The sequence below is a fragment of the Novosphingobium sp. genome (genome assembly GCF_965214355.1).
Classification (GTDB): Bacteria; Pseudomonadota; Alphaproteobacteria; order Sphingomonadales; family Sphingomonadaceae; genus Novosphingobium.
Map to the genome: position 1 here is coordinate 1,533,411 of NZ_CBDCBI010000002.1, position 26,960 is coordinate 1,560,370.

19 protein-coding genes are annotated in these 26,960 nt (G+C 64.6%); 10 read left to right on the plus strand and 9 right to left on the minus strand.

The genetic code is table 11. The features are described from left to right. Positions 1 to 155: 155 nt before the first annotated feature. Both ACOOE2_RS07595 and ACOOE2_RS07600 read right to left on the minus strand, forming a co-directional pair. A complete protein-coding gene (locus ACOOE2_RS07595; protein WP_420382408.1) occupies positions 156 to 347 on the minus strand; it encodes a hypothetical protein in 192 nt (63 codons plus the stop codon). 787 nt (positions 348 to 1,134) lie between these two features. Beyond that, positions 1,135 to 1,728 carry a polysaccharide biosynthesis/export family protein gene (locus ACOOE2_RS07600; RefSeq protein ID WP_420382409.1) on the minus strand — a complete coding sequence of 198 codons (594 nt, stop codon included), beginning with the start codon at positions 1,726 to 1,728 and terminating at the stop codon, positions 1,135 to 1,137. A gap of 577 nt (positions 1,729 to 2,305) precedes the next feature. Here ACOOE2_RS07600 and ACOOE2_RS07605 point away from each other — a divergent pair. From ACOOE2_RS07605 to ACOOE2_RS07645, 9 genes are all read left to right on the plus strand, one after another. Further along, positions 2,306 to 4,528, plus strand: a complete 2,223-nt coding sequence (locus tag ACOOE2_RS07605; RefSeq protein WP_420382410.1) for a GumC family protein — start codon at positions 2,306 to 2,308, stop codon at positions 4,526 to 4,528. Positions 4,529 to 4,598: 70 nt separating this feature from the next. Further along, positions 4,599 to 6,053 carry a hypothetical protein gene (locus ACOOE2_RS07610; RefSeq protein ID WP_420382411.1) on the plus strand — a complete coding sequence of 485 codons (1,455 nt, stop codon included), beginning with the start codon at positions 4,599 to 4,601 and terminating at the stop codon, positions 6,051 to 6,053. Between the two features lie 242 nt (positions 6,054 to 6,295). After that, positions 6,296 to 7,117, plus strand: a complete 822-nt coding sequence (locus ACOOE2_RS07615) for a glycoside hydrolase family 16 protein (RefSeq protein ID WP_420382412.1) — start codon at positions 6,296 to 6,298, stop codon at positions 7,115 to 7,117. 143 nt (positions 7,118 to 7,260) lie between these two features. Then, positions 7,261 to 8,775, plus strand: coding sequence for a DUF4139 domain-containing protein (locus ACOOE2_RS07620; RefSeq protein ID WP_420382413.1), 1,515 nt, complete (start codon positions 7,261 to 7,263; stop codon positions 8,773 to 8,775). A gap of 5 nt (positions 8,776 to 8,780) precedes the next feature. Further along, positions 8,781 to 10,301 (plus strand): DUF4139 domain-containing protein, encoded by a 1,521-nt coding sequence (locus tag ACOOE2_RS07625; protein WP_420382414.1) that lies wholly within the window; start codon positions 8,781 to 8,783, stop codon positions 10,299 to 10,301. Positions 10,302 to 10,484: 183 nt separating this feature from the next. Continuing rightward, the gene (locus tag ACOOE2_RS07630; protein ID WP_420382415.1) at positions 10,485 to 11,972 is read left to right on the plus strand and encodes a DUF1800 domain-containing protein; all 1,488 of its coding nucleotides are present in this window, start codon (positions 10,485 to 10,487) and stop codon (positions 11,970 to 11,972) included. Positions 11,973 to 11,984: 12 nt separating this feature from the next. Continuing rightward, positions 11,985 to 13,220 carry a DUF1501 domain-containing protein gene (locus ACOOE2_RS07635; protein ID WP_420382416.1) on the plus strand — a complete coding sequence of 412 codons (1,236 nt, stop codon included), beginning with the start codon at positions 11,985 to 11,987 and terminating at the stop codon, positions 13,218 to 13,220. 66 nt (positions 13,221 to 13,286) lie between these two features. Beyond that, positions 13,287 to 14,051, plus strand: a complete 765-nt coding sequence (locus ACOOE2_RS07640; RefSeq protein ID WP_420382417.1) for a sulfite exporter TauE/SafE family protein — start codon at positions 13,287 to 13,289, stop codon at positions 14,049 to 14,051. A 121-nt stretch (positions 14,052 to 14,172) separates the two neighbouring features. Further along, positions 14,173 to 14,997, plus strand: a complete 825-nt coding sequence (locus tag ACOOE2_RS07645) for a transglutaminase-like domain-containing protein (protein WP_420382418.1) — start codon at positions 14,173 to 14,175, stop codon at positions 14,995 to 14,997. Between the two features lie 341 nt (positions 14,998 to 15,338). On the opposite strand, the gene ACOOE2_RS07650 is transcribed toward ACOOE2_RS07645, so the two are convergent. Together ACOOE2_RS07650 and ACOOE2_RS07655 are read right to left on the minus strand one after the other, a co-directional pair. Then, positions 15,339 to 16,622 (minus strand): cell wall hydrolase, encoded by a 1,284-nt coding sequence (locus ACOOE2_RS07650; RefSeq protein ID WP_420382419.1) that lies wholly within the window; start codon positions 16,620 to 16,622, stop codon positions 15,339 to 15,341. After that, positions 16,619 to 17,839, minus strand: coding sequence for an outer membrane beta-barrel protein (locus ACOOE2_RS07655; protein WP_420382420.1), 1,221 nt, complete (start codon positions 17,837 to 17,839; stop codon positions 16,619 to 16,621). Before ACOOE2_RS07655 ends, ACOOE2_RS07650 begins: the two co-directional genes overlap by 4 nt. A gap of 313 nt (positions 17,840 to 18,152) precedes the next feature. On the opposite strand from ACOOE2_RS07655, the gene ACOOE2_RS07660 reads away from it, so the two are divergent. After that, entirely contained in the window at positions 18,153 to 18,647 is a 495-nt protein-coding gene (locus ACOOE2_RS07660; RefSeq protein WP_420382421.1) for a hypothetical protein, read from the plus strand. On the opposite strand, the gene ACOOE2_RS07665 is transcribed toward ACOOE2_RS07660, so the two are convergent. From ACOOE2_RS07665 to ACOOE2_RS07685, 5 genes are all read right to left on the minus strand, one after another. Further along, positions 18,572 to 19,855, minus strand: a complete 1,284-nt coding sequence (locus tag ACOOE2_RS07665) for a glycosyltransferase family 4 protein (protein ID WP_420382422.1) — start codon at positions 19,853 to 19,855, stop codon at positions 18,572 to 18,574. The two genes, ACOOE2_RS07660 and ACOOE2_RS07665, sit on opposite strands and share 76 nt — an antisense overlap. Beyond that, entirely contained in the window at positions 19,852 to 21,081 is a 1,230-nt protein-coding gene (locus ACOOE2_RS07670; RefSeq protein WP_420382423.1) for a polysaccharide pyruvyl transferase family protein, read from the minus strand. Before ACOOE2_RS07670 ends, ACOOE2_RS07665 begins: the two co-directional genes overlap by 4 nt. A gap of 177 nt (positions 21,082 to 21,258) precedes the next feature. Then, on the minus strand, positions 21,259 to 22,677 hold the full coding sequence (locus ACOOE2_RS07675; protein ID WP_420382424.1) for an efflux transporter outer membrane subunit: 1,419 nt from the start codon (positions 22,675 to 22,677) through the stop codon (positions 21,259 to 21,261). After that, the gene (locus ACOOE2_RS07680; RefSeq protein WP_420382425.1) at positions 22,674 to 25,814 is read right to left on the minus strand and encodes an efflux RND transporter permease subunit; all 3,141 of its coding nucleotides are present in this window, start codon (positions 25,812 to 25,814) and stop codon (positions 22,674 to 22,676) included. Before ACOOE2_RS07680 ends, ACOOE2_RS07675 begins: the two co-directional genes overlap by 4 nt. A 6-nt stretch (positions 25,815 to 25,820) precedes the next feature. Beyond that, positions 25,821 to 26,942 (minus strand): efflux RND transporter periplasmic adaptor subunit, encoded by a 1,122-nt coding sequence (locus ACOOE2_RS07685; RefSeq protein WP_420382426.1) that lies wholly within the window; start codon positions 26,940 to 26,942, stop codon positions 25,821 to 25,823. Positions 26,943 to 26,960 lie beyond the last annotated feature (18 nt).

A 26,960-nucleotide genomic window follows, 5' to 3' on the forward strand; every position in this document is an offset into this window, starting at 1 on the left:
CGCAGACGTTGCCTCTGGCTCTGCTGGCGCACTACGACATAGAAATATGCCGCGATTTGCTAAGCTGCAACTCTTGCGCCGAGAGCCAATGCGCTGGTGCGCCAGTGCCGAAGGCGCGCAGTTGCATCGGCCTCAATATCGTCAAGTCGCCGGTGTCAGATCCGGTGTGTCCAGAATAACACAACGCACGCCACCAGAAGCAGCCAGAACACCTGGCTGATAGCAAGTCCGATGATCAGGCCCCGCGCGGCATCCAGGCTGCCGGGTTCATGCCCGCGTTCGCGCTTCACGTCGCGTATTGTAGTGGACAGATCGAGCGAAACTTCACTCCAGATAGTCTTTTCCATTCAACACCCCCGCATTACCCTGCGTCAATCTGCGCACATTATGGCGAATACTGCGACATCATTGCAGATCGGAAAACCGTATATTCCGCTCTACTGCCGTCTTATGCCCGACCGACCCTGGTCCTTGACCAAAGATTAGAAGAGGTTTGACAGACATTCCCCCGGTTAAGGAAAAAACCCGTATAAACAGTTAAGCACGCCATCATGATTTGGCAATGGCGTGGCCTATGCAGTTGTACGCAGATGGGGATATTCAGTGACTGCACCAACGAACCGAAATGGCGCAATCGTATTGCGCCACCATTCCGATATTTCGTGTTGCATCGCAGTATATCCACAGTCGCCGCTTTTGGCGGTCTAACGTGGCATTTGCGCAGGCCTGTGTGCTAGTGCAAGGCGAGCAGCGCAGATGCACAACGGCGCGTTCGATACACGCCGCACGGTGTGTTGGTACGCAAAAGCCGCACTCTTTCGATCGAATTCGGATACAGTCTCGGCAAGCAACAGAAAAAAATTCCGGCTCTTGCGCCCTATGGCGTGTCACCGTTGGGCGGATCTCGCCATACGATTCGCGCGGACATTCATGGCGCACCCCCCAGATACAACCATACCGCGCGCAAGTCGGCGCAGCCTATGGGGTCCGATGCGTCGTAATGTCGTCCCCGGGGTTTATGGCGCTTTGGCTACGCGACGCGCGTCCATGACATAGGGAATGCGACGGCTGGCACGGGGCAGGCCCCGCCATCCGGCGTCATCCCTTGCGCAGCGGCAAATCCCGGACTGTTGCTCAGAAATAGCGCTCGCCGATGCGGATCGTGTCGCCAGGCAGGACCGAGACTGGCGTGCCGCGCAGTTGCACGCTGCCTTCGCCCGGTCCATTGTCACGCCGCACGAAGACGGTACGGGCATTGGCGCGATACGTGAAACCGCCAGCGAGTGCGACCGCCTTTTCCACGGTAAGTCCCGTAGAATAGGCATATTCCCCCGGCTTGTTTACTTCACCCAGGATATAAAACGGGCGGAAGTTCAGCACCTCGACACTGACACGCGGGTCCTGCACATACCCCTTGTCGAGCCGGTGGGTGATATCGCCGGTCACTTGTTCGATCGTGTGATCCGCCACATTGACCGTGCCGATCAGCGGAAACGCGACAGCGCCTGCCGGCGTCACGCTGTATTCGCCGCTGAGCGCCGGCTCGTTGTAGACGCTGATGCGCAATTTGTCGCCCGCGCCCAGATGGTACCCGGCCGATGCCCTGGCCGCCGGCATGTCGGTCGCGGCCAGCGGCGCGATATGTTCACCCGAACACCCTGCCAGAATCGGTATCATCATCGGCATGATCATGACGGTCATGGCGGCCTTGCTCGCGAATTTGCGCATGATATTTCCCATCTACGCTGGTGAAGCCGTTCAAATGACGGCAAGTGCTTGAGCGGAACACGATACGTCCCGGGTGGCTGCCGCTGACAGTGTTCTGATACCTGTCACCCAAAAGCTCAATCGTGCGCGCCGTAACGAAAAATCCGTCATGGAGATAATCCAGAGGCTGTCTGCGCCGCGTCCGGCCTCCGGCGTGCATGCCTGGAGCACCGCGCTGCGTGCGGCTTTTCGCGCACGCTGGATTGGTTTCCTTAGCAGTTTTCCGTAGGTGACAGCCCCGTATCGGGGCTCCTGCCAACGGCCCGTCGCACCGGCACGCGCGAGCTCGTCACCGCCCCCGATCAGCGGGGCCGTTGCCGGCGTTTTCCCTCCGCTGCGGATATGCTTCGCCTTTCGCGCCGGGCGCTGTCGCCTAGTCTGATCTTCGCAGCCCATGGACACAAAGGTCCGGCGGGCAGGGCATACCGAATTACCAGACTTGTCTTTTTGGGGTTCTTCAAAAAACCCGTTCGTTGCGGGCGTCGCGTGGCAAATCGGCCTCGCTGCCCCGCGCAATCGTCCGCGAAGGAGCATAACCGTGACCACGGCTGTCAACACACTGGACCAGAGCGGCGGTGGCGCCCTTAATGCGTCCGGACGCTTGCCCGGCCTGACCGGAGGCGATGTCCTGCCGGCCTGGCTGGCCGAACCGCGCATCGCGCCGGCCGCCACCAACGACCGGATCGACCTGAAATTCCTGATCGGGATATTCCGGCGCCGGTCCGGGCTGTTTGTTGCCGTGCTGGGCGGATCGCTGGCGATCGGTGCGGTGATCACCGCGTTGTCCCCGCGCATCTATGTCGCGCATGCCGACGTCACGCTCAACAGCAAGACCGCATCGATCGCGCCGACGAGCACCAACGACCGCACGCCCGAGCAACAGGCGCCGACCGATGCCTTTGTCGACACGCAAGTCGCGCAAGTCACTTCGACCGATAACATGAACGCGGTGATCGACCGGCTGGGGCTCGACAAGGATCCGCATATCATTGCCGAGGCCGGCCACGCCGCGCCGCGCCTGGCCACGATCGAAACTTTGCGCAAGCACATCAATGTGCAGCGGATCGGTTCGACGTACGACATCGGCATTACCTATGACAGCCATGACGCGGCCCAGGCGGCGGCGATCGCCAACGCCTTTGCCGAACAGTTCACGCGCGGCGCGCTGGCATCCAAACGCGATGCCGCGCGCCAGACCACGGGCCTGATTTCGGCGCGGCTCGATCAGCTCCGCAGCCAGGCCCTGGCCGACAGCGCTGCCGAACAGAATTATCGCATCGCGCACAACCTGCTCAGCGCCAACCAGGGCACGCTGACCGAACAGGAAATATCGTCCTACAACCAGGATATGGCGCGCGCGCGTGCCGAACAGGCCGAAGATGCTGCGCGGCTCGATGCGGCGCGGCATCAAATGGCGGGCGGCGGCATTGGCGGCGACGGGGTCGGCGAAACGCTGGCCTCGCCGGCAATCGCGGCCTTGCGTGCGCAACAGGCGACCGCGGCGGGTGAACTGGCTTCGCTCCAGGCGCGCTATGGCGCGCTGCATCCCGATGTGATCAAGGCACGCGCCACGCTGCACGCGATCGATGAACAGGTTGCGGGCGAAACGCGCCGGGTCATTTCCGGACTGGAGTCCAAATCGCTGGCATCGAACCAGCGGCTCGCCTCGCTGTCGGGCTCGCTGAACCATTCGCGCGGCACGCTTGCGGTCAGCAATTCGGCGAAAACCGGGCTGCAGGATCTGGAGAAGCGCTCGGAAACATCGAACGCACTCTATGAAAGCTACCTCAACCGGTACAAGGAGCTGACCGCGCGCGAAGGCACCGAACAGGCCGATGCCGAAATGCTGCATCCCGCGCCGGTGCCGCTGGTGCCTGATAGCCCGCATGTGATGATCAACCTGATCCTGTCGCTGGCGATCGGGCTGGGGCTGGGGGTTGCCGCTGCTTTCCTGGCGGAGCTGAACTACAGCGGGATCACCACCGGCGACGATATCGAGCAGCGGCTGGGCGTGCGGTATCTCGGCTCGGTGCCCTCGCTCGCTTCTGTCGCCGCGCGCGGCACGAAACGCAGCCCCGTCGATGCGCTGATCGACAATCCGCGGTCGGCTTTTGCCGAAAGCTTTCGCTCGCTGCGCGCGTCGATCGCGATGAACACGACCAATGCCAAAGTGATCGCGATTACCTCGTCGCTGCCCGATGAAGGCAAGACCACGACCTCGATCTGCCTTGCGCGGTCGATGGCCGCCTCGGGCGACCGCGTGCTGCTGATCGATTGCGATTTGCGCCGCCAGGGCGTCAGCGAATTCGTCGCCGATCGCGAAAGCCGCCCAGGCCTCGTCGAAGTGCTGCGCGGCGAAGCCGAGCTCGACGATGCGATCGCCATCGACGCGGCCACCGGGCTGGCGATCCTGCCGGTGTCGCCCGATGCAACCGGCGCGCCCGAACTGTTGACCGGGATCGAGATGGACCGCCTGCTGGAACTGGCGCGCACGCGGTATCATGCGGTGATCATCGACACCGCACCGGTGCTGCCGATCGCGGATGCGCGGCTGGTGCTGGGCAAGGCCGATGCGTCGGTGTTCGTGGTGCGCTGGCGCAAGACCCCCGACAGCGCACTGCGCGCCGCGTTGCGGTTGCTGCCGGGCAACCGCGTGCAACTGGCCGGCGTCGCGCTGACGCGGGTCGACATGCACAAGCAGGCGCGGTTCGGGTATGGCGAGGATGCGTTCTACCAGAGCTATCGTCGGTATTATTCCTGATCCGGATCGGCGGGCGCGGGGGTCATGTGGCGCGTGACCCCGGATTTCTACTCTTACCGGGATACCCGTCATGGAATTGACGATCATCGGCGCAATCCAGGTCTTGGTCGGGCTGGTCCTGTTCCTGGCCGGCAGTGTCGAGGCGATGTTCGCCTTTCTGCTGGTCACCACATTGTTTGCCGGCTCTGCGGCCATCGTGCTGGGCTCGTTGGGTACAGGGTCTTCGATCCCGCCGCTCGATTTCGCGCTGCTGTTCATGATCATGCGCGTCCTTGTGCCGGGGTCGGGCCAGTTGCGCGCCACGGTCAATGCAGTGGAGGCCAATGCCTGGCTCGGCGTGTTCGTAGCTTACGGCATGCTCATGGCCTTTGTCGGCCCGCGGCTGTTTGCCGGCCAGTTCCATTTTGCACCCTTGCGCGCGCAAGGCGTGGGCACCTTTACCGACCGGTTGAGCTTTCTGCTGGCGACGAAACCGTTCGAAGCGTCGGCACAGAACCTGACGTCATCGGTTTATCTTTTCGGCACGCTGGTTGCGGCCACGGTCGCGCATGTCGCGTGCAAGGCGGCGGCCGGGCGCAAGACCCTGGTGCGCACGATCGCGATCGTCGGAATGATCCATGCGACACTCGGTTTTGCCTCGGTGCTCGGCAAAGGCACCGCGATCGATCTGGCGCTCGGGTTTTTCCGCAACGGCAGCTATGCCCAGCTCGATCAGCAGATCGAGGGTCTGTCGCGCATGTCGGGCATATCGCCCGAACCCTCGGCTTATGCCGGATATGGTTCGATCTGGTTCGTATTCCTGGCCGAATGCTGGCTGCGACGCGTGTCGCCGTTGCTGACCGGGTCTGCGGCACTGTTCCTGGGCGCGGCGCTGCTCGCCAGCACCTCGACGACGGCCTACCTCGCGATCGGGATCTGGACAGCTCTACTGATCATGCGCAGCCTGGTCATCCCCGGCGCACTGACGGTCGATCGTGCGCTGTGGCTCGGCGCGCTGGCGATCGTGGGCGTGGTCGCTTGCGGGCTGGCGCTGATCTGGCAACCGCAACTGGTCGAAAAGATCTCTACCTTTTCGCAGCACCTGCTGCTCAACAAGATGTCGTCTGAATCGGGCATTCAGCGGCGGTTCTGGGCGCTGCAGGGGTATCAGGCGTTCGTCGGCACCTGGGGCATCGGCGTTGGTCCAGGCAGTTTCCGCTCGTCAAGCCTGATCACCGCCGTGCTTGGCTGCGTCGGGGTCATTGGCGCAGTTGCGCTGACCGTGCATATCGTGCTCGCATTCAAACCGCTGCGCTGGTCGACATATGTCCCGATGGCCGATCCCGACCTGGCGGTGGCGGGCGCCTGCGCTTGGGGCATGCTGATGGCCATCGTGATCGCCAGTGTGACCGCCGCCAATTGCGACCCGGGCAGCGATTTCGCGATCCTGAGCGGCGCCGCGCTCGCGCTGCGCAGCCGCACCGCCCGCACCGGCATGCGTTCGGTCCTGCAACTCTCTCCTGTCGCCGCCCTGGCCCCCGCTTGACGCGACAAAAAGCCACTTCCTTTCAGGGGCGACGGATTCACACAAGTGGTTGAAGAGCCTCCGGCGGCCAAGGGCCATTGCCCTTGGATCCCATTAAGACATTGAACTGAAAGCCGATTTAGCCTTGGTATTCTGCCGCGAAGCGACAGATCTTCCAGCCGCTTCGCGGCGGGCGCAACATCCGAAAATTCGCGCAAATCCAGCGCTGCGACGAAGGCCCAAATCCCGGAAAAGGAACCACCATGCCCCGCTTCACCACCTGCTGCGCCCTGACCCTGGCCCTCACCACATCCCCCGCCGGGGCCAAACCCGCCAGCAACCAGCTCGACATGTGCGGAATGACACCATCCTTCACCGAAGACTTCTCTGATTTCAAGGTGACCAGCCGAGATCTTGGCACAAACGCCAACTGGATCGCCCACACCCCCTGGAACGGCGATTTCGGCGACGCCCGCTTCACCGACCCCGGCCCGGGCGGCCCCTTCTCCACCGATCACGGCATGCTCCACATCACCGCGCGCAAGACATCGGGCGGATGGCAATCAGGCCTGATCGCGGCGGGCGACGGCGCGGGCCACGGTCATGGCGAACGCTACGGCTATTTCGAAGCCCGCATGAAACTTCCCCCGGGGCCGGGCACCTGGCCTGCCTTCTGGCTCGCCAGCCTGCACCGGCCCGGCGACAGACGCCCGACGATCGAGCTCGACGTTATCGAATACTACGGTCAATCGCCTGCGACATACCACGTCACCACCCACGTGTGGACGCATGACAAGGCGACCGAACAACACAATGGCTCCACCATCGTCGTCCGCCCCGAAACGCTGGTCACCGAATTTCACAACTACGGCGTCAAGGTCACCCCGCAAACCATCGGCTATTACCTCGACGGTCTGCTGGTCTGGCAAGGCCCGACGCCCCGGGACCATGTCTTCCCCTTGATCCCGATGGTCGATCTCGCTCTCGGATCAGGCTTTTCCATCGCCCAGACACCCAGCCCCTCTGTCCTCGATGTCAAATACGTTCATGTCTACGCCCTGCGCCCCGGCGCGCATTGCGACTGAATGCAATGGGCCTCCGGCAGCCAAAGGCCGCGGCCCCTGGGATCCTCTATCGTGACGACACCCAAATAGTATTCGCCGTTCATCTGCCATCTCGATACGATTGATTACAGCGGCGTAATGATTGCTGGGCGAGGGATGAGAGTATGGCTGGAATTGGACGTATCGGGGGCGCAACGCTGGCGTTGATGTCAACAACCGCGCATGCGCAATCGGCGCCGGCCGCCTCGGCGCAGGGCGAAGTTGCGGTGACGATCTACAACAACGACCTGACGCTGATCGAGGACCAGCGGCGGATCGACCCGGGCAAGGGCGATGTGGCAATCGAATTGCCCGACGTTTCGGCCGCGATCCAGCCCGAGACCGTGTCGCTGACCATACCCGATGCAACGATTCTCGAACAGAATTTCGATTACGACCTGCTGTCGCCGGCGCGGTTGCTCGACAAATCGGTTGGGCAACAGGTCACGCTGGTGCACACCAACCCGGCGACCGGTGCAGACAGCGGCGAGCCGGCCCGCGTGCTGGCCAACAACGGCGGCACTCTGCTGGATGTGGGCGGGCGGATCGAAATCTTCGGCGATATGTCGCGTTCGCGACTGGTGTTTCCGGGATTGCCGCCAGGCCTGAAGGCGCGGCCCACGCTGTCGGTGCGGCTCGATTCGACGCGCGCAGGTACGCGGCCGGTCACGCTCAGCTATCTCAGCCACGGGTTTTCCTGGAAGGCCGATTATGTCGCGCTGTTCGATGAAAGCGGTTCGAAAGACGGCGCCGGCCATATCGACGTGCAGGGCTGGATCACGCTGAACAACACCACCGGTACCAACTTTGCCAACGCGCATGTGTTGCTGGTCGCAGGCGAAGTTGCCAACACGCTGGGTGATGGCAATTCTGCACCATCCCGCCGCTATCCCCCGCGCGGCATGGTGCAGATGCAGAAAGCCGGAACCGAAACGAGCGGCCGCGAACGCCTCGGTGATTTCTATGTCTATCCGATTGCCGGGCGCACGACATTGGCCAATGCGCAGCAGAAACAGGTATCGTTTCTGGATGTGAAGGGCGCATCCGCGCGCAAGATCTATCGCTATGCCAATGGCTGGCTGGGCAATGCCGATGCTCCGCAAAGCGCGCAAAGCGTGATCGCGTTTTCCACGAGTGCCAGGGAAGGGCTCGGCGATGCACTGCCCGCCGGCATGGTGCGTGTCTACATGCGCGACGCGCGCGGGCAGCCGCAATTCATCGGCGAACAGGCGATCGGCCATACCCCGATGGGCTCGACCCTCGCACTGCCGACCGGCGATGCGTTCGACGTGAAGGTGCAGCCCACGCTGATCAAGCGCACGAAACTCGCGCTGGGCGAATGGGAACAAGCGGCGCGCTGGCGCGTGACGACCGCAGGCAAGACGCCCAATGTGGTTACGGTCGAAAACGCCGTCACGCATTGGCAGACGACGATGCAATACCGCGTGACCAATGCCAGGCCGACACCGGTCACGGTCGAAGTTGCGCAGAGCGGCCTCGACAACGGGTGGAGCGATACCCGGGTGCCCAGTGAAAGCCAGCCCGGCGAACAGCGATCGATCGATGAGCGTGTGTGGCAGGTGGCGGTCCCGGCAAACGGCGAGGTGACGCTGACCGTCACGTTCGACACGCGCTACTGATCGTCATGCGCCTGTTCCTGGCCAGTCTGATCATGCTGAGCGCCCCCAGTGCTCATACGCAGACAATTGTCGCCGCATCAGCGCCCGTGGACACCAGCGTCACGATCTATCGCGCGCCATTCGACACGTTCGGAAATCGCCCTACCGACGCGCGCGATCCGCTGCCCTGGCTCGCGGGCTATGCGCTGATCAGTGAAACGCGCGAGATCGACGTGCCGGCCGGGCCTGCAGTGATCCGCTTTCCCGGCGTCGCGGCAGGGATGCTGGCTGAAAGTGTGGTCGTATCGGGATTGCCGGTGGGCGTGCGGGAAAAGAACCTCGATGCGCAATTGCTGTCACCGCGCAATCTTTATGCCGGGTGGTTCGGCCGCCCGGTGACATTGCGCCGTGAAGATCCCGCGACCGGAAAGGTGCGCGAAGAGAACGCAGTGATCCGCTCTGCGCCCGGTGGTGCAGCAATTGTCCAGACAGATCATGGCTTTGAGGCGATGACTTGCGGCCCATTCTCCGACTCCATCGCGTATCCCGGCGTGCCCGACGGGCTGTTCCCGTCGCCGACCCTGTCGATCGCGACCGACGCCCCGGCGCCTGTGCACGTGCGTGTGCGGCTGGCCTATCTGGCGTGGAATTATGACTGGCGGGCCGATTATGTGCTGAAACTGGCCCCCGATCTGCACCATGCCACGCTCAGTGCATGGGTGACGCTTGCCAGCGCCGATGTGACGAGTTTCCCCCAGACCATGGCGGCCGTTGTCGCGGGCAAACCGAATTTCAGCGACGCGCGCGGTGGCAGCGGTGATGGCGATCAGGACCTGACATATCAGTGCTTCCCCAGCGCTCCGGCGAGCACACCGCCACCACCCCCGCCGGCGCCGGCGCCCAGGATGCCGATGGACGCGATGGCCATGGCTGCGCCAATCATGGTGACAGCGCGCAAGGCGCTCGTTGCCGAGGCCGAAAACCTGGGCGACCTGAAGCTGTTTCGTTTGCCGCAACCGACAACGGTCGCAGCGCGCGGGCAGAAACAGGTCGCGCTGTTTGATCCGCGCACGATTGCGATCGATGTCATGCACGTCGCTGCGCTCGATGACCTCGATGGCACAATCTCGGCGCAACTGCAGGTGCGCACGCGCAACCGCACGGCCGAAGGGCTGGGCCTGGCGCTGCCCGGCGGCAAAGTCAGGATCATGGCGGAACGCGACGGGCATGCGCTGGTCGTGGGCGAGGGCGCGCTGGAGGATCGCGCGATCAACGAACGTGTGGAAATCGGCACCGCGCAGACCCCGCAAGTCACTGTAAAACAGACGATCACCGCCCAGACAAAAACCGCCCGCACGATCACCGCCACGATCAGCAATGCCAATCCCTTTGCGATCCGCTTTGAAGGGACATTCAAGCAGACCGCAGCCGCCGCGATCCAGGCACCTTCGTCGCCGCTGGTGCTGGTGGACGGCCACCGGGTCTGGTCGGTGCGTATCCCGGCCAACGGCCGCGCAGTATTGCACTATGATATGTCGGGCGACTGACAGGCCGGTTCACGTCCCGCTAAACATTGCCGCGCTACTTGTTCTTTCCAAAGTCCCGCTCCTCAGCGGAGGGGCTTGGGCGGAATGTCCGACGCCAATGGCAGGCATGCCGTTGCGACCCTGGATACCCTCACCCGGGCCCTGCTTTTGAGGAAAAGGGTTCAGGAACGGGCGATTTGGAAGATGATGAAAGCGTTCGCCATTGCTGCCCTCACGCTCGCCGGCGCCGCTGCGCCCGCCTGGGCGGAAAAACCATCGAACCTTGCGCTGGCCGAACGCCTGACCTGGGGCCCGCGCGGCGATGAGGCTGTGTCTGCGCCAGGTGACCCCGCCGCTGTGTTGGCAATACCGATGAACGCCCCGCTCCCGCCCGCCGCTGCGCAGATGATCGCGCAGATGCGCATCAGCCGCCAGCCGATGGCTCAGATCGTCTTGGACATGGCCGAGCGTCGCCGGGCAATCAATGCAATGCCCGATCCCGATGCCAAGGCCGCCGCCGACAAGGCGTGGCGCGGCGATATGAACGATCTGGAGCGGCAGGCGACGACGCGCGGCATCATCCGCGCGCTGTACGCGCCCGCCCAGATGGGCGAGCAACTCACCTGGTTCTGGGCCAACCATTTCAGTGTCCACGAGCAGAAGCGCGAGATCCGGGCAATGCTTGGCGGCTGGGACGACACATTGCGCGCGCATGCGCTGGGCAAATTCCGTGACTTGCTGGCCGCCACCGTGACCGCGCCCGCGATGCTGCAATATCTCGACAACGATCAGAACGCAGCCGGGCATATCAACGAGAATTACGCCCGTGAAATCATGGAATTGCATACGCTGGGCGTGGGCAGCGGCTATTCGCAGAAAGATGTGCAGGAACTGGCACGCATCCTGACCGGGGTCGGGCTGCGGATGAATGCCGACATGCCGCATCTGGGGCCGGACAAGGCGCCGCTGTATCTGCGCGACGGGCTGTTTGAATTCAATCCTGGCCGTCATGATTTCGGCGACAAGGTGCTGCTGGGCCAGACGATTCATGGCTCGGGCTTTGGCGAAGTCGCGCAGGCGATCCGTATTCTCGCCGATGCGCCAGCGACGCGCGTGCATGTTTCGCGTAAATTGGCGCTGTTTTTATTGGGCCACGATCCGTCGCCAGCGCTGCTGAACGCGATGACCGGCGAATGGCAAGCGAGCGACGGCACGATCGCACGTGTCGTTGCGGTGGTGCTGCGCTCCGATGAATTCCGCGCATCACTGGGCCAGGGGTTCAAGGATCCGATGCATTATGTGCTGTCGGCGGTGCGCTATGCCTATGGCGGGCGGGTGATCCGCAATGCCGATCCGATCCTCAACTGGCTGCGCCGCATGGACGAGGCGCCGTATGGCCGCGAAACGCCCGATGGCTGGCCGCTCGATGCGGCGGCATGGACCGGGCCGGGGCAGATGGAAACGCGCTTCGAAATCGCCAAGGCGATCGGCAACGGATCGGCTGGTCTGTTCAAGTCACGCGATCCGGGTGGACCCGACGAGCCCGCCTTTCCGCAATTGCAGAACGCGTTGTGGTTTGGCGGGTTCGACCACACCATCGGCGCGCAGACGCGCGCGGTGCTCGATCATGCGGGATCGTCGCCGCAATGGAACATGCTGTTGCTCGCCAGCCCCGAATTCATGCGGCGCTGAAAGGAGATTGCGATGAACTTTGTGCTCGATCGACGTTCTGCACTGGCCGGCGCTACCGGCCTGGCCTTGCTTGGCGGGCGCGCAATGGCGGTTCCGGCAGCGCCGGGCACGCGGTTCCTGCTGGTGTTCCTGCGCGGTGCGTACGATGCGGCCAATGTTATCGCGCCGGCATCGAACGCGTTCTACCACGAAGCGCGCCCGACACTGGCGCTCGCCCCTCCCGATCCGGCCAACCCCCAGGCGGCGCTGCCGCTCGATGCCGACTGGAGCCTGCACCCGGCCCTGCGCGACAGCATTGCGCCGCTATGGGCATCGCGGCAGATTGCGTTCGTGCCGTTTGCCGGCACCGACGACATGAGCCGCAGCCATTTCGAAACGCAGGATTCGATCGAAATGGGGCAGCCGATCGTCGGCCAGCGCCGCTATGGTTCGGGCTTCATGGGCCGGCTGGCGACAACGCTCGGCGCCAATCCCGATCGTGCAAATCGCGGTGGCACCATCGCATTTTCCGACACATTGCCGCTGGTCATGCGCGGCGGGCCGATGATTCCCAATCTGGCGCTTGGCGGCAATGGCAAGCAGGTGATCGACGACAGCGAAACCGCGATGATCGCTGCGATGTATCGCGGGCAGCATCTGGGCGGGGTCGATCTGGATGGCGCGGTGCATGCCGGCTTTACCGCGCGGGACACCGTGTGGCACACGATCGACGATGAAATGCGCGCATCGGGGCGCGGGGCGATCGCGGCGCGCGGGTTCGAGGCGGCGGCGACACGCATCGGACTGGTCATGCGCGACAAATACAACCTGGCGTTCGTCGATGTCGGCGGATGGGATACGCATGTCAACCAGGGCGGCGCGACCGGGCAACTGGCCGGGCGGATCGGCGAACTGGGGCGGGGCCTTTCCGCTTATGCCACCGCGCTGGGCCCCGATGCCTGGCGCCAGAGCGTGGTCGTCGTCGTGTCCGAATTCGGCCGCACGTTCCGCGAAAACGGCAATCGCGGCACCGACCATGGCCACGGCAGCATTTACTGGGTGATGGGCGGCGCGGTGTCGGGTGGGCGGATGGTCGGCCCGCAAGTGCGGATTGCGCCTGAAACCTTGAACCAGAACCGCGATCTGCCGGTGCTGACCGATTACCGCGCGCTGATCGGCGGGGTGTGGCAGCGCCAGTATGGCCTCAACCGTGCGCAACTGGATACGGTGTTCCCGGGCGTCGCACCGGCACGCCTGAATTTGATCTGACGAAAAGGTTTTCATTCGCAGGCTTCAAAGGTACCGCGCGCAAATCCCTGGTTTGAAGAGCGCGCCATGTTGTCAATTCTGTCATTCAAATTCGGTCTGCTGCTCGTCGGCGCGATCTGGGCCGGCGCGCAAAACCAGCTCGCCGGCGGTGGCTCGTTCATCACGTTACCCGTGCTGATGATGACCGGGATGGACGCGCGGGCCGCCAATATCACGTCGACCGTGGCGCTGTTTCCGGGGCAGGTGACAGGCGGCTGGCTGGGCCGGGCTCATGCCACAGGCACTGCCAGCCTCGGCTTGCGCGCGCTGACCATCATCAGCCTGATCGGCGGTGCGATCGGCGCTGTGCTGTTGCTGCTGACCCCGTCCAGCGTGTTTGCGCGCATGGTGCCGTGGCTGGTGCTGTTTGCTACGGCGGCGTTCGCATGGGGATCGTTTTTCCGCAAACCGGCGCGCGAAGAGGACGTTGTCCCGATGGGGAAAGTGCCTGCTGGCGCGATCCAGTCGGTGATTGCGATCTATGGCGGCTATTTCGGCGGCGGCATCGGGTTTCTGATGCTGGCGATCCTCGCGGTTGCGGGCGTGCCGGTGCGCTCGGCAGCCGCGACCAAGAACCTGCTCGCCGGCGTGATGAATTTTACCGCGGTGCTGATCTTCCTGGTGTCGGGCGAAGTGCGCTGGCTGGCGATGGTGGTTGCGATGGTCGGTGCGCTGACGGGCAGCTGGCTTGGCGCCATGATGCTGCGCCGGGTCAACGAACGCGCATTGCGGTTCGTGGTCGTGGCAATCGGCATTGCGCTGACAGTCGGGCTGTTTCACGGCGGGTTCTGACGGGCGTCCGCTCTAGGCGCGCCTTGCAAGGGCGTTGCCAGCGAAGGTTGCGGATGCAAAGGATCATTTTGGCCCGAGACGGCTTTCCCTTGTCAGTCACCTTTCAGAAAGTCCTGCCGCAATGCTGATCCGCGCTGGTTACGATATCGCGTTCAACTCGTCGCAGGACGTGCCGATGATCGCCAATCTGAGCGTGCATGCCTCGCGGAACAAGGATTTGCGCACGGCGCACCGGATATTCACCACACCCGATGTGCCGCTGTATGATTTCGTCGACAGCTTCGGCAACACCTGTACCCGGTTCACGATGCCGGCGGGCGGAATCACGCTATCGTGCGGATTTCTGATCGAGGATGATTACGAACCCGATCCGGTCGTCCCCGATGCGCGTGCAGACGCGCTGCAGGATCTTCCCGATGACGTGCTGATGTATCTGATGGCCAGCCGCTATTGCGAGACCGACCGGCTGACTTACGATGCGTGGCAGATGTTCGGGCATATCCCGCCAGGCTGGAGCATGGTCCAGACCATCGTGTCGTATGTGCACAACCACATCCGCTTCGATTACCAGATGGCCCGTCCGACCAAGACGGCCTACGACGTATTTTACGAAAAGACGGGCGTCTGCCGCGATTTTGCGCATCTGGCGCTGACGCTGTGCCGCTGCATGAATATCCCCGCGCGCTACTGCACCGGTTATATCGGCGATATGGACCTGCCCGCGTTGCTTGGCGACATGGATTTCTCTGCCTGGTTCGAAGTGTGGCTTGGCGGGCGCTGGTACACGTTCGATGCGCGGCACAACATCCCGCGCCGCGGTCGCATCCTGATGGCACGCGGGCGTGATGCCGCCGATGCGGCGCTGGTCACGACGTTCGGCCCGGTCGCGCTGACGCGATTCGAGGTATATACCGACGAGGACCGGCTGGCGCCCAACGCAGGATAGCTTCGCCGAGTTTGATAAAGCGTTGCAGGCGCATCGCGAGATGGCCTCAACACACGTCGCCCCTGTGCCAAATTCCTCGCAAATTTAACAACCTATATCTCATTCGTCATTCCCGCGGACGCGGGAATCCAGGGTGAGCGCCAATCATAAGCCACACCCCTTGGCGCCTAACCTGGATTCCCGCGTCCGCGGGAATGACGAATGCGATACGGTATAAGATAGCCACCCACGCAGGATGTTGGATACCGGCACTGGGCCGCGCTTTGCGCGATAAACTCCACGGCGGCATTCCCCTGCGGACGAGCTTCTCATTCTGCGCCCGGGTGCGCGCAAAACTCCGCTCAATACGCCGCCCAGTTCGCGACCATCCGCGCTGTTGCGGCGCCATCGGGCAAACATTGCGCAGTGTCCGGCCGCGGCGTGCGCGCGCAATTCCACAGCGCGGTTTCGGCGCCCTTGCGTGTATCGTGAAGCAGCAGGAACGCGATCGCGTCGGGCGCGGCGGGGTTGCGGCCGATGACCAGGCAGCGCGGGTGATCCTTGCACAGGCCAAAGGCGCGCACGGCATAGCTGCCGGAAAACGCGGCCGGGTCGACCATCATTGCGATCCGTTCCGTGGTGCCGCCGGTTCGCGACACTGGCGCGACCACCTCGCCGAGCGAGCGCGCGGCGGCCATCGTCGACGGGATATTCGCAGGCGCCGCGCCCCGCGACAGCGTCACGCCATCATCGTCTGGCAAAGCGATGCCATGCGCTGGCGACAGCCGCGCCAGGCTCGGCACGCGCGGTTCGTCATTGCCCCAGGGTAGCGGGCGCAGCACGCCCGGCGATCCCCAGTATCCGGGCCAGCGATAGAACAGATGCGGCCCGACCACGCCGAGCTTGACGAGGCTGTCGCGCCAGCGCGGCACGACATAATCGGCGTGGTAGTGCGTAGCCAGGCCCACGTCGCTATCCACCGCACCGGCCAACGCGGCCAGCGCAATCGCGCGCGCCCTGGTCCACGCCGGCGGGCCTGGCGTGCGTGCGACCATCGAACCATCGCAGGCGAACGTGAACTGGCAGGCCCCGTTGCCATGGGCGCCGTCTTGGGCGCCCTGAAACACCACGCCGCACACCGATTTGGCAAACGCGGGATGGCGCACCCGGTTAAGCACGACTTGCGCGACGGCGCGCTCGCCGGGGGGATTGTCGCCCGCCTCGTACCATTCGGCTGCGGCCAGGCAATCGGCCGCACGTTCGATCGCATCGGTGGGCATGCCGGCCGAGCGAAACGGTGGTGCGCTGTCGCGTGATGGCTGAACCGCGACTACGGCATTGGAGGCGCGCGCCGCATCGGGATTGATTGCCAGCAGGGCCTCGGGGCTGGGCAGGACGGGGACTTGTGCGGAGGCAACCTGGCTGATCCGCGCGGCATTGTCGGCGACCTGCGTCAGCGACAGTCGCACCACCTGGGTATCGTTGGGCAGCGGAAAGGCCCCGATCATGCGCATCAGGACGATCACGAAGATCACTGCGATGCACACGCGCCAGGCAATCGCCGGCGTCGCATGCCTGCCGGCGACCGTTGCGCGTGCGCGGGGCTTTGCCGGTCGCGCGTCGTAGGCGGGGGCGGCGTCGGTCAAAACCGGTAGGTCAGCGCGACGCTCACGCGATTCTGGTTGAAATTGCGCGCAGACAGCGTCGGGTCGGAATAGCGGCCAAGCCGGTGCGCGGCACTTGCGTCCATTTTCCAGTGCTGGCTGAGCAGCCACGTCGCGCCGAATTGCGCCGAGCCGAACCGATCCCGGAACGGCGATCCGACGTAGTCGGCCACGGTGTAGGCGACACCCGGGCGCAACAGCACATTGCGCAACACTTCGTGTGTCACATTGATTGCAAAGTCCTGCTGCTCGAACCCGGCGATGCCCAGCATCGGCGCACGCTGGAACGCCTTGTCGGCGGCAAAATTGATCGTGGTCAGCCGCGTCGGGCTCCACGCCAGAGACAGGTTGTAATCGAGCCCGGAGACCGGGGCAAAAGCCCCGTCACGAAAATTGCGGTGAAAATACCCCAGCGCAGCCTCACCCTGGAGCAGCCGGTTGATGCCGAATGTTACGCCGGCAAGCGCCGCGTATTGCGTGGAGTCGCGCTGCCCGGTGCCCGGCGCTGGGTGCGCATAGACGTTGTTGTCCAGCTCGACCTCGAGATAGGCGGCAACACCGGGGGAAACCGCCTGTGCCACACGGGCCTTACCCTCGATATAGTTGAAATCGCGGTACGACAGGTCGATCGGCACGCCGTCGAGCTCACGCGGCTTGTACCGATAGCGATCGACATGGCCTGACACCGTCACGCGCGTCTTGCTGATCGCCTTGTCGAGTTTGAGATCGGCGGTGACCTGGCCATAGGCGACCGGCTTGGCGCCGAACAGCGTGTCGCCCGATGAGCCGCGCGGTTCGATATTGCTCGACACCATCGCATCGGCCGACAGCGCCATCTCGCCGCCGAAATCGTACCGGCCATTGAACCCGACTTGCCCGGTTTCAACGTTTTCGCTGGTATGTTTGGCATAGCGATCGACTTGGGCCGACGCATTCACATTCAATTCGTTGTGCAACCACTGCGATCGCGCCGTGACTTGCGGGCGCACGGTGATCGAGGCATCGCCTTGCTTGATGTCGCTGCGCGCATAGATGTTATCGTTATAGGCCGCCTCCGCGCTCAGCGTCGGGTAGAGCAGGAAAGAGCCGGCGGGCACGCCGGGCTGATCATATTCGGGGCGCAGTCGCGATGCGGCGGTGTCGTTTTCCATGCGCGTATCGACGATCTGTTGCGCTAGTACCTGCCCGGGCGAAACCATTGCGCAAAGCGCGAGGCCGGAATGCAGGGCTGCGCTTTGCGTCCGATACGCGCGTCTCGAATTGCGCGCCCGCCAACCACCCATAAAAATGCCTCCAACCCTTTGCCCAACAGGGTGGATGTTCAGGTATCACCGATAGTATGGGATGTGCGGTCAATTGGCCCCGTATCCGAGTTAATACTGAGGGATTTGCCCCGGTTTCGTGGAAACCGCGCTTGCCGGTCGATCAATTCAATACGTGCCAATACTATGCAACGCCGATTAACCAGCGTGGGCAAGTGTTTGTTGGTCGATTTCACGACAAATCCTGCCCATGAAACACCGGAAACCCAAACGCCGATTCCATCGCAAAAGCCTGGGCCGCCCCACGGCAGGGACGATTGTCCGGATTGCGCAGATCGCCTTGCTGGCCATCGGCGGCTGGGCGTTGTCCGGCTATTCCAGCGGTTCGATCACCGAGGAGCAGGCGGCGCGCGCCGCGCTGGCGCTGGGCATGGTGGTGCTGGTAGCGGCGCCTGGCCATCGCGGGGTGCCTTTGCTTGGCGCTGTTGCGATCTGGCTGACGTCATGCGAATTTCTCGCGGCGAGCCGTACCGGTGAATTCGCGCTGTGGCGCTGGGCGGTGGCACTGGCCACGCTGGCGCTGGTCATGATCCTGACCCGGCTGCCCGAGTTTCGCGCGGGCGCGCGGGCCAATCCATGGCGGCGGCTGGGTCCCGATATCCGCGCGTGTCAAGCGACCCTCGCCAAGGGTACGCTCGAAGGGCGCGGGCGGTGGCTTGCCGCGCCGAGCAGCGTCGTCCGGTAAACCGCAAGCAATCGATCGACCCATTGTGCGGGTTCCAGCGCCAGCTGCGCGCTGTGCGCAAAGGCTGCATCGCTCATCATGCGGATGGCTGTGTCATCATCGACCAGCCGGCGTAAAACTGCCGCAAATGCCGGCGTGTCGCGCGGTTCGACCTGAACGCCGGCACCGATCGCCCCGATATCGGCGGCAAGCAGCGCGGTCGGCGGCAGAACGACGGGCAATCCACTGCGCAGCGCCTCCATCGCGACGAGGCCGAACGGTTCGGGATAGCGGCTGGGCATGACCAGCATCCGTGCATGCCGTGCCACCTCGGCAATCGCGCCAGGATCGAGGCGGCCGTCGAACTGCATTTCGGGATATCGTGCGCGCAAGTCTGCCGCCATCGCGCCATCGCCGACCACGCGCAGCGAAACGCCCGCAAGTCGTGCGGCGGCGAGCGCCAGGTCTGCGCCCTTGGTCGCCTCCAGCCGACCGACGAACAGCACATCCTGATTGAGTTCGGCGCGAATCCGCGAGGTGCTCCATGGCACGACCGGGTTGGGCAGGACGTCGATCGCGCAAGGCGGGATGCCACCGCGGACCAGGGCAGGGGCCATGCCCGCATGGATCGCCAGCACCGGCGGGCATGTGCCGGGGGCCAGCACCGCGCGCTGGATCATGGCCCGCGCCAGCCGCCATACCTTCTGCATCCGGCCGCGCCGGTCGCACCCCGCCAGGCAACATGAAGCCCCGAGCGGGGTGCGCGTACACACGGTGCCATCGGTCATGTTGGCATAGGCGCCGTTGGGGCACACCAGAAAGAAATCGTGGGCCGAAATCACCAGGCGATCACGCACGGGCCGCAAAGCGGCAAAGATCGCGGGCGACAGGATCTGCGACCAGCCATGCACATGATAGATCGTGCCGGGCGTGTCATGCGCGGCGATGATGTCGCGCACCAGCGCATACGCAGCCCGGTTCCATACGCCATTGATCAGCGCATCGGTGCGCCCGCGCGCGAGCAATCGCGGCTGGCCCAGACCGATCGCGGTGATCGTGCCGTCGCCGATGCCACCGGGCGGCGGCGTATCGCCAGACACAAACGTAACCGGATAGCCGGCCTGCGCAAACCCGATCGCCGATTGGACCGCCAGTGCGCTGGCCCCGCCCAGCGGGTGCGACAGGTCATTGATGACGACGATACGGTCGATGTTCGCAACGTCAGTCATCCGGCGAACTCGGGGTCGATCGCGCGGCGCAGTTGCGCGGCCAGCAGCGCGACATCGGCGCGGGTCGCAGCGACCAGCCGATCGAGCTGCGCATGGTCCACCCCGGCTTCCAGAGCATGGAGCGTGAGGGCGGTCAGCGCGTCGGCATCGAGATCCGCGCAATCGGCGATGAACGCCTGGCGCCCGGCGAGCGCAAAGAAACTGTCGAGCTTTACATCCCATTTCAGCCCGATCGCGGGGATCGCAAAGGCATGGGCCAGGATGCAGGCATGCATCCGATGCGCGATGATCACATCACACCCGGTGATGAAATCGACCAGATCGCCAGGCGTGGCAAAGGCGGGTGCGATCGTCGCAGGTTGTATCCGGGCATCGCCGGGGGCCGCTGCGGCGCACCAATCGTTGCCGTGGCGGCCAAGAAACGCGCGGTCTTCCGGGCTGCCGTTGGTGAACAGCACGACGCGCAGGCCCGCTGCCGCCAGCGCACGCGTGGCGATATCATACCACTTGCGAAAATCGACCGTCGGTGGCGGCCCGCTGGCGTGATAGCGCACGGCCAGCGGCGATGTGACGCACAAGCCCACCTGTGGATGTGTGGCGCTTCCAGATTTGACCGGTGCAGCAAAATGATAGCGCGCCAGCAGCCCGGGGTCGCCCGCCAGCGTTGCCGGGCGCAAGCCGCGCATCTCCAGCAATTCGCACCACGCCTGTTGCGACCGGCGATCGCGCACAGAGGCAAAGATCAGCGGCGTGCCGCGCAACGCGCGCACAAACAGCTTGTGCCCGGTACGCGACCAGCCGCGGCTGACGCCGACCGCGTGGACCGCAACCGGCAATCGCGCGCGCGCGACCTCGCTCAGCGCACCGGCCAGCTTCATCGGAAAATTGAGATCGCTGTCGGACAGCAGATTGCCGCCGCCCACGACTACGGCATCAACCCCGTGCAGCCGATTGCGGACATGGCGGCGCAGGCGGATCTGCACCAATATCGCGAGCGCGACGCGCACCGCATAACGCCGCGCCCAGCGCGGCAAAGCCTCCAGCAGAGCAATGAGCCGCCCGCGACGGCTGCGGCCATGGTCGCGATACTGCGCGCGCCCGGCCAGATCGATCGCGACGACCTCGACCCCCGGCATGGCAATGGCCAGTTCGCGTTCCAGGCATTCCGACAGCAGGCCATCACCCAGGTTGGGGCTGAATTTGACATTGAGCAGCGCGATCTTCATGCCGCGCCGCCTCGCCATCGTTTGGGCGCGGCAGAAAAACTCTCCCCTGGAGGGGAGGGGGGCAAGAAAAACGTCGATTGATCATCCGGGACGGCCATGGCGCGACTTTGCCAATGCCCCGCGCGGCGGCAAGCAGGGATAGCGCCGCTTCGGCCCGGTTATGGAGGCATTGCCCTGCTAGGGCTTCAGCCCGCCGCCCAGCACTTCGTACAGCGCCACCATATTGGTCGCCTTTTCCAGCCGCACCCCGACCAGCGACTGGCGCGCGGCATACATCGTGCGCGCGGCATCGAGCGCAGGCAGCCACGCATCGACGCCGTTGCGATAGCGCTCGTCGGTGATCGCGGCGGCTTTTTCCGCGCTTGCGACATAGGCCTGTTGCGCCGCCAGCTGGTCGTCGATCGTGCCGCGTCGCGCCAGCGCATTGGCCACGTCGCTGAACGCGTTCTGCACCGCACCTTCGTATGTCGCGACCGCCGCATCATGGCGCGCGCGCGCTGCCGCAAGATTGCCCCGCAGCGCGCCACCATCGAACAGCGTCTGCGTCGCGCTGCCGGCGAAGCCCCAGTTGAACACGCCGCCCTGGTTGAACAGCCCGCCCAGTGAACTGCTGGCCAGACCAGCAAGCCCTGTCAGCGAAATCGTGGGAAACATGGCCGCGCGCGCCGCGCCGATATTGGCATTTGCCGCGATCAGTTGATGCTCGGCCGACAGCACATCGGGCCGGCGCAACAGCACCGCCGATGTCAGCCCGACAGGCAGCGCCGGCATGACCGCATCGCCCGCGCCAAGCGTGCCGGGCAAGTCGGCCTCGGCCACGGGCGCGCCAGCCAGCAGCGTCAGCGCGTTCTTTGCCTGGGCCAGGTCGGTCGTGTATCTGGCGACATCGGACCGCGCCATCGCGGTCAACACTTCGGCCTGCGCGACTTCGAGCGTCGTGCCGACGCCTTGCGCATAGCGTTGCTGCGCCACCGTCAACGTCGTGCTGCGACTGTGCAGCGTATCGCGTGCCACGCCCAGCGCATCGGCATCGGCACCGATCGTCAGCCACGACTGCGCAACGTGCGAAACCAGCGCGATCTGCGTGGATTTGCGGCCCTCGTCGCTCGCCAGCCAGGTTTCCAGCGCGGCGCGGCTCAGGCTGCGCACACGGCCCCACAAGTCGAGCTCGAACGAGGCAACGCCGCCCGAGATGCCGAAGGCATCGCTTGTCGCGCCGGTCGAATCGCCATAGCCATTGGTATAGCCGACCGAGCCGTGGAACCGGCTGACCGCAGGGCTGGCAGTAATCGTGGGCAGGCGCGCAGCATCGACCACGCGGTATTGCGCGCGCGCCGCCGCGACATTGGCGACTGTCGCGCGCAGGTCGCGATTTTGCGCCAGTGCCGTGGTAATGACGCGCTGCAACCGCGCATCGGTGAAAAATGTGCGCCACCCAATCGCATCGACTGCGCCGTCATCGGCGGGCAGGGCGCTATAGCTGGCGCCCTGGGGCAGGGCCGCCGGCACCGCTGGCGCCGGTCGCTGATACGCCGGCATCATGCTGCACCCCGACAGCCCAAGCGCCAGGGCGCTGATGGCAACCTTCCGCATCATGCAGGGTGCCCCACTACCGGCGCCGGTCTGATCTTTTTGGCGAAGCGCGATTTCACCACGATGAAGAACAGCGGCACGAAGAACACCGCCAGCACTGTCGCCGAAATCATCCCGCCCAGGACCGCAGTGCCGATCGCCTGACGCCCGTTGGCACCCGCGCCGCTGGCCAGCACCAGCGGGATAACCCCGGCGACAAACGCCAGGCTGGTCATCACGATCGGACGGAACCGCAGCCGCGCCGCATCGAGCGCGGCGGCCAGCGGCGTCAGCCCGCGATCGAGCGAGCTTTCGGCAAATTCCACGATCAGGATCGCGTTCTTGGCCGACAGCCCGATCGTCGTCAGCAGCGCCACCTGGAAAAAGATGTCGTTCGACAGCCCGCGCAAGGTCGCCGCGCTGACCGCGCCGATGATCCCGAGCGGTATGACGAGCATGACCGAAACCGGCACCGACCAGCTTTCATACAACGCCGCCAGACACAGGAAAATAAACAGGATCGAGGCCGCAAACAGCGCCGGCGCCTGGTCGGCGGCGACTTGCTGCTGATACGACAGCCCGCTCCACGCGAGTGTAAAGGCACCGCCGAGCCGCCGGGTCAGCGTGGCGATTTCGGCCATCGACGCGCCCGAACTCACGCCCGGGCCACCGGTGCCGACGATCTGTTGCGAGGGCAGGCCGTTGAACCGGCGCAGCAGGTTCGATCCCGATGTCCACTTCGCCTGCGCCAGCGAGGAAAACGGCACCATGTCGTTGTTTGCCCCGCGCACATACCATTGCCCGATGGCCTCGGGCGTCATGCGGAATGCAGCGTCGCCCTGCATATACACGCGCTTCACCCGCCCGCGATCGAGGAAATCGCTGACATATGTCCCGCCCCACGCGCTCGACAGCGTGGCGTTGACATCCTCGGGCTTGACCTGCAGCGCGGTGATCGCCGCATCGTTGAGATCGACCTGCAACTGCGGCGTTTCTTCCAGCCCGCCATAGCGGATCTGCGCCAGTTTGGGATCGGCGATCGCGGCCGCCATCAGGTCCTGGCGCGCGGCCGTCAGCGCATGCGCGCCGACCCCGCCCGCATCCTGCAACCACATTTCGAACCCCGCCGACTGGCCCAGCCCGCGCACCGCCGGCGGGGCGAGCACCACCGCCTGGCCCTGGTATAGCGTCCGCAAATGCGCATTCAGCCGGTCGGTGATCGCGCCTGCGCTGCGGTCTGCGCCGGGGCGGTGGTCCCAGGTGCGCAGTTGCATCCACCCTTGCGCGACATTCTGCGCGGTGCCCGCGGCCTGGTTGCGCCCGAGCGACAAGAACACGTGTTCGATATTGGCGCCTTCGGTGTCGCGGATATAGCGCGTCACCTGGTCGGCGAACTGGCGGGTCTGGCTCAGCGTCGTGCCGGCGGGCATCGTGATTGCATAGCTCAGGTTGCCCTGGTCTTCCTCGGGCAGAAACCCGCTCTGCATCCGCATGTCGAGCGCGACGCCGAGCGCAGCGATGCCCACAAACACCACGAGCCACAGCTTTGGCGCGGCCACGAACCGCGCCAGCTGCGCCTGGTATGCCACCTGGATCCGGTCGTACCCGCGGTTGAACCCGGCAAACCAGTCGCGCTTCGGCGCATGGCCTGCCGCGTGGCTTTCATCGTGAAGCAGCGTCGCTGCCAGCGCGGGTGTCAGGATCAGCGCGACCAGCACCGACAAGCCCATTGCCGACACGATCGTGATCGAAAACTGGCGATAGATCGTGCCGGTCGATCCCCCGAAAAACGCCATCGGCACGAACACCGCCGCCAGCACCAGCGAAATGCCGATCAGCGCGGGCGTGATCTCCGTCATCGACTGGATCGTCGCCTCGCGCGGGGGCAGGTTTTCCTCGCGCATCACGCGTTCGACGTTTTCCACCACCACGATCGCATCATCGACCAGCAGCCCGATGGCCAGCACCAGCCCGAACATCGTCAGCGTGTTGATCGAATAGCCGACGGTGGCCAGAATGCCGAATGTGCCCAGCAGCACGACCGGGACGGCAATCGCCGGGATCAGCGTCGCGCGCCAGTTTTGCAGGAACACGAACATGACCACAACGACGAGCGCAATCGCTTCGAACAGCGTCTTGAGCACCTCCTCGATCGAAATCTTGACGAACACGCTGCTGTCGCGCGGATAGGCGATCTTGAAGCCGGGCGGCAGATCGCGCGACAGATCGGCGATCTTTGCCTTGACCGCGAGCGCGGTCGTCATCGCATTGCCGCCCGACGCCAGGCTGACCCCGAGCGCGACCGCAGGATACCCATCGAGCATGTTGATCGAGGTATAGTTTTCCTGCCCCAGTTCGACCCGCGCAACATCCTTCAGCAGCACGCGCGAGCCGTCGACCTGCGTTTTCAGCACGACCGCGCCGAACTGGTCCACGTTCGTCAGGCGCGACCGCGAGGTGATCGTGGCGTTCAGCGCCTGATTGCCCGGCGCGGGCAACATCCCGATTTCGCCTGCCGAAATCTGCGCGTTCTGCGCACCGAGCGCGGTGATCACGTCCTGCGGCATCAGCTTTACGGCGGCAAGCTTCACTGGATCGAGCCAGATCCGCATCGCATATTGCGTGCCCCAAACATCGGCCGAGCCGACGCCGTTGATGCGCGAAACCGGATCGGCCAGATGCACCGCCAGATAATCGGCGACATCGGCCAGGCTGCTTTTGCCGGTCGAGTCATACAGCGCGGCCATCAACAGCAGGTCCGATTGCGACTTGTTGATCGACAGGCCCTGCGACTGCACTTGCGCGGGCAGGCGCGTCACCGCCTTCGACAGCACGTTCTGCACCTGGACTTGCGCGGTGTCGGGGTTGATGCCCTTGTTGAACGTGGCGACGATCGACGCCTGGCCATTGCTGCTGGTCGAGGTGAAATAGATCAGCCCGTCGACGCCTTTCAGCTGCTGCTCCAGGATCTGCGTGACGGTATTTTCGACCGTGCGCGCGTCGGCGCCGGGGTAGCTGGCCTGGACAGAGATCGTCGGCGGGGCGATGTCGGGGAATTGTTCGACGCCCATGTTGAAAATGGCGATGCCGCCCCCGATCATCACCAGGATCGCCAGGACCCAGGCAAATATCGGCCGATCGACGAAATAGCGCGACAACATCGCCGGTTATTCCCCTGTCGCGCCGGGCGCGATTTTGACTTTGGTGCCCGGTCTTGCGGTCAACTGCCCGGAGACGACGACGCGTTCGCCGGGGCGCAATCCGCCGGTGATCAGCCAATTGGTGCCGAACGTCGTCGATGTCTCGACATTGCGCGATTCGATCACCCCGCCGCGTCCGACCACCAGCACCACGGGGGCGCCGCGCGGATCGCGGCTGACCGCAGCCTGGGGCAGCAGGATGCCATTGCGCACCACGCCTTGTGTCAGGCGCGCCTTGACAAACAGACCGGGCAACAGATCGCCGCGCGGGTTGGGCACAGTGACGCGCAAGGTGACTGTGCCGGTCATTTCGTTGACATCGATATCGGCAAAATCGAGGCGGCCGGTGCTGGGCCACTGCGTACCGTCGGCCAGGATGATCGCCACCGGCGCCGAGCCGGCGCTGGTCAATGCGCCGGTTTCGAGCGCGTGGCGAAGCGCAATGAAATCAGCGCTCGACTGCTGAATATCAACCCAGATCGGATCCAGCCGCTGGATCTTGGACAAAGCCACGATCTGTTCGCTGGTCACGAGCGCGCCGCGTGTCACGCTCGACTGGCCGATCCGCCCGCTGATCGGCGCGACGATACGCGTGAAGCCCAGATTGACCCGCGCGGCATCGAGCGAGGCGCGCGCGGCGGCGACTTGCGCGCGCGATTGCTGCCACACGGCATCGGCATCGGCGGCGTCCTGCTTCGAAATCCCGCCGGTCTGCGACAGCGTGCGATAGCGTTCGGCCTTGAGCCGGGTCGATTCGACGATGGCCTGTGCATTGGCAAGCGCGGCGCGCGCCTGTGCCTCGGTCGCGGCATAAGGCCGCGCGTCGATCTGGTACAACGCCTGCCCCTTGGTGACTTCGCTGCCCTCGGTAAACAGCCGCCCGGTAATCAGCCCCGACACTTGCGGGCGCACATCGGCGGTTTCGGACGGCATCGTGCGGCCGGTAAGCTCGGTCATCAGCGGCACCGCTTCGGCCTTGGCCACGATCACGCCAACGACAGGAGTCGGCGCCGGCGGCGTGGTCTGGGTGTTGCACGATGCCAGCATCGTCGCACAGATCGCGGCGGCAGAAAGGATCAATCGGCGCAAGATCAGGCTTTCGAGCAG

Bases quoted from the DNA above. Each gene is read 5' to 3' on its own strand.
- ACOOE2_RS07595 (WP_420382408.1), bottom strand. From the start codon at position 347: ATGGAAAAGACTATCTGGAGTGAAGTTTCGCTCGATCTGTCCACTACA.
- ACOOE2_RS07600 (WP_420382409.1), bottom strand. From the start codon at position 1,728: ATGCGCAAATTCGCGAGCAAGGCCGCCATGACCGTCATGATCATGCCG.
- ACOOE2_RS07610 (WP_420382411.1), top strand. From the start codon at position 4,599: ATGGAATTGACGATCATCGGCGCAATCCAGGTCTTGGTCGGGCTGGTC.
- ACOOE2_RS07615 (WP_420382412.1), top strand. From the start codon at position 6,296: ATGCCCCGCTTCACCACCTGCTGCGCCCTGACCCTGGCCCTCACCACA.
- ACOOE2_RS07620 (WP_420382413.1), top strand. From the start codon at position 7,261: ATGGCTGGAATTGGACGTATCGGGGGCGCAACGCTGGCGTTGATGTCA.
- ACOOE2_RS07625 (WP_420382414.1), top strand. From the start codon at position 8,781: ATGCGCCTGTTCCTGGCCAGTCTGATCATGCTGAGCGCCCCCAGTGCT.
- ACOOE2_RS07630 (WP_420382415.1), top strand. From the start codon at position 10,485: ATGATGAAAGCGTTCGCCATTGCTGCCCTCACGCTCGCCGGCGCCGCT.
- ACOOE2_RS07635 (WP_420382416.1), top strand. From the start codon at position 11,985: ATGAACTTTGTGCTCGATCGACGTTCTGCACTGGCCGGCGCTACCGGC.
- ACOOE2_RS07640 (WP_420382417.1), top strand. From the start codon at position 13,287: ATGTTGTCAATTCTGTCATTCAAATTCGGTCTGCTGCTCGTCGGCGCG.
- ACOOE2_RS07645 (WP_420382418.1), top strand. From the start codon at position 14,173: ATGCTGATCCGCGCTGGTTACGATATCGCGTTCAACTCGTCGCAGGAC.
- ACOOE2_RS07655 (WP_420382420.1), bottom strand. From the start codon at position 17,839: ATGGTTTCGCCCGGGCAGGTACTAGCGCAACAGATCGTCGATACGCGC.
- ACOOE2_RS07660 (WP_420382421.1), top strand. From the start codon at position 18,153: ATGAAACACCGGAAACCCAAACGCCGATTCCATCGCAAAAGCCTGGGC.
- ACOOE2_RS07665 (WP_420382422.1), bottom strand. From the start codon at position 19,855: ATGACTGACGTTGCGAACATCGACCGTATCGTCGTCATCAATGACCTG.
- ACOOE2_RS07670 (WP_420382423.1), bottom strand. From the start codon at position 21,081: ATGAAGATCGCGCTGCTCAATGTCAAATTCAGCCCCAACCTGGGTGAT.
- ACOOE2_RS07675 (WP_420382424.1), bottom strand. From the start codon at position 22,677: ATGATGCGGAAGGTTGCCATCAGCGCCCTGGCGCTTGGGCTGTCGGGG.
- ACOOE2_RS07680 (WP_420382425.1), bottom strand. From the start codon at position 25,814: ATGTTGTCGCGCTATTTCGTCGATCGGCCGATATTTGCCTGGGTCCTG.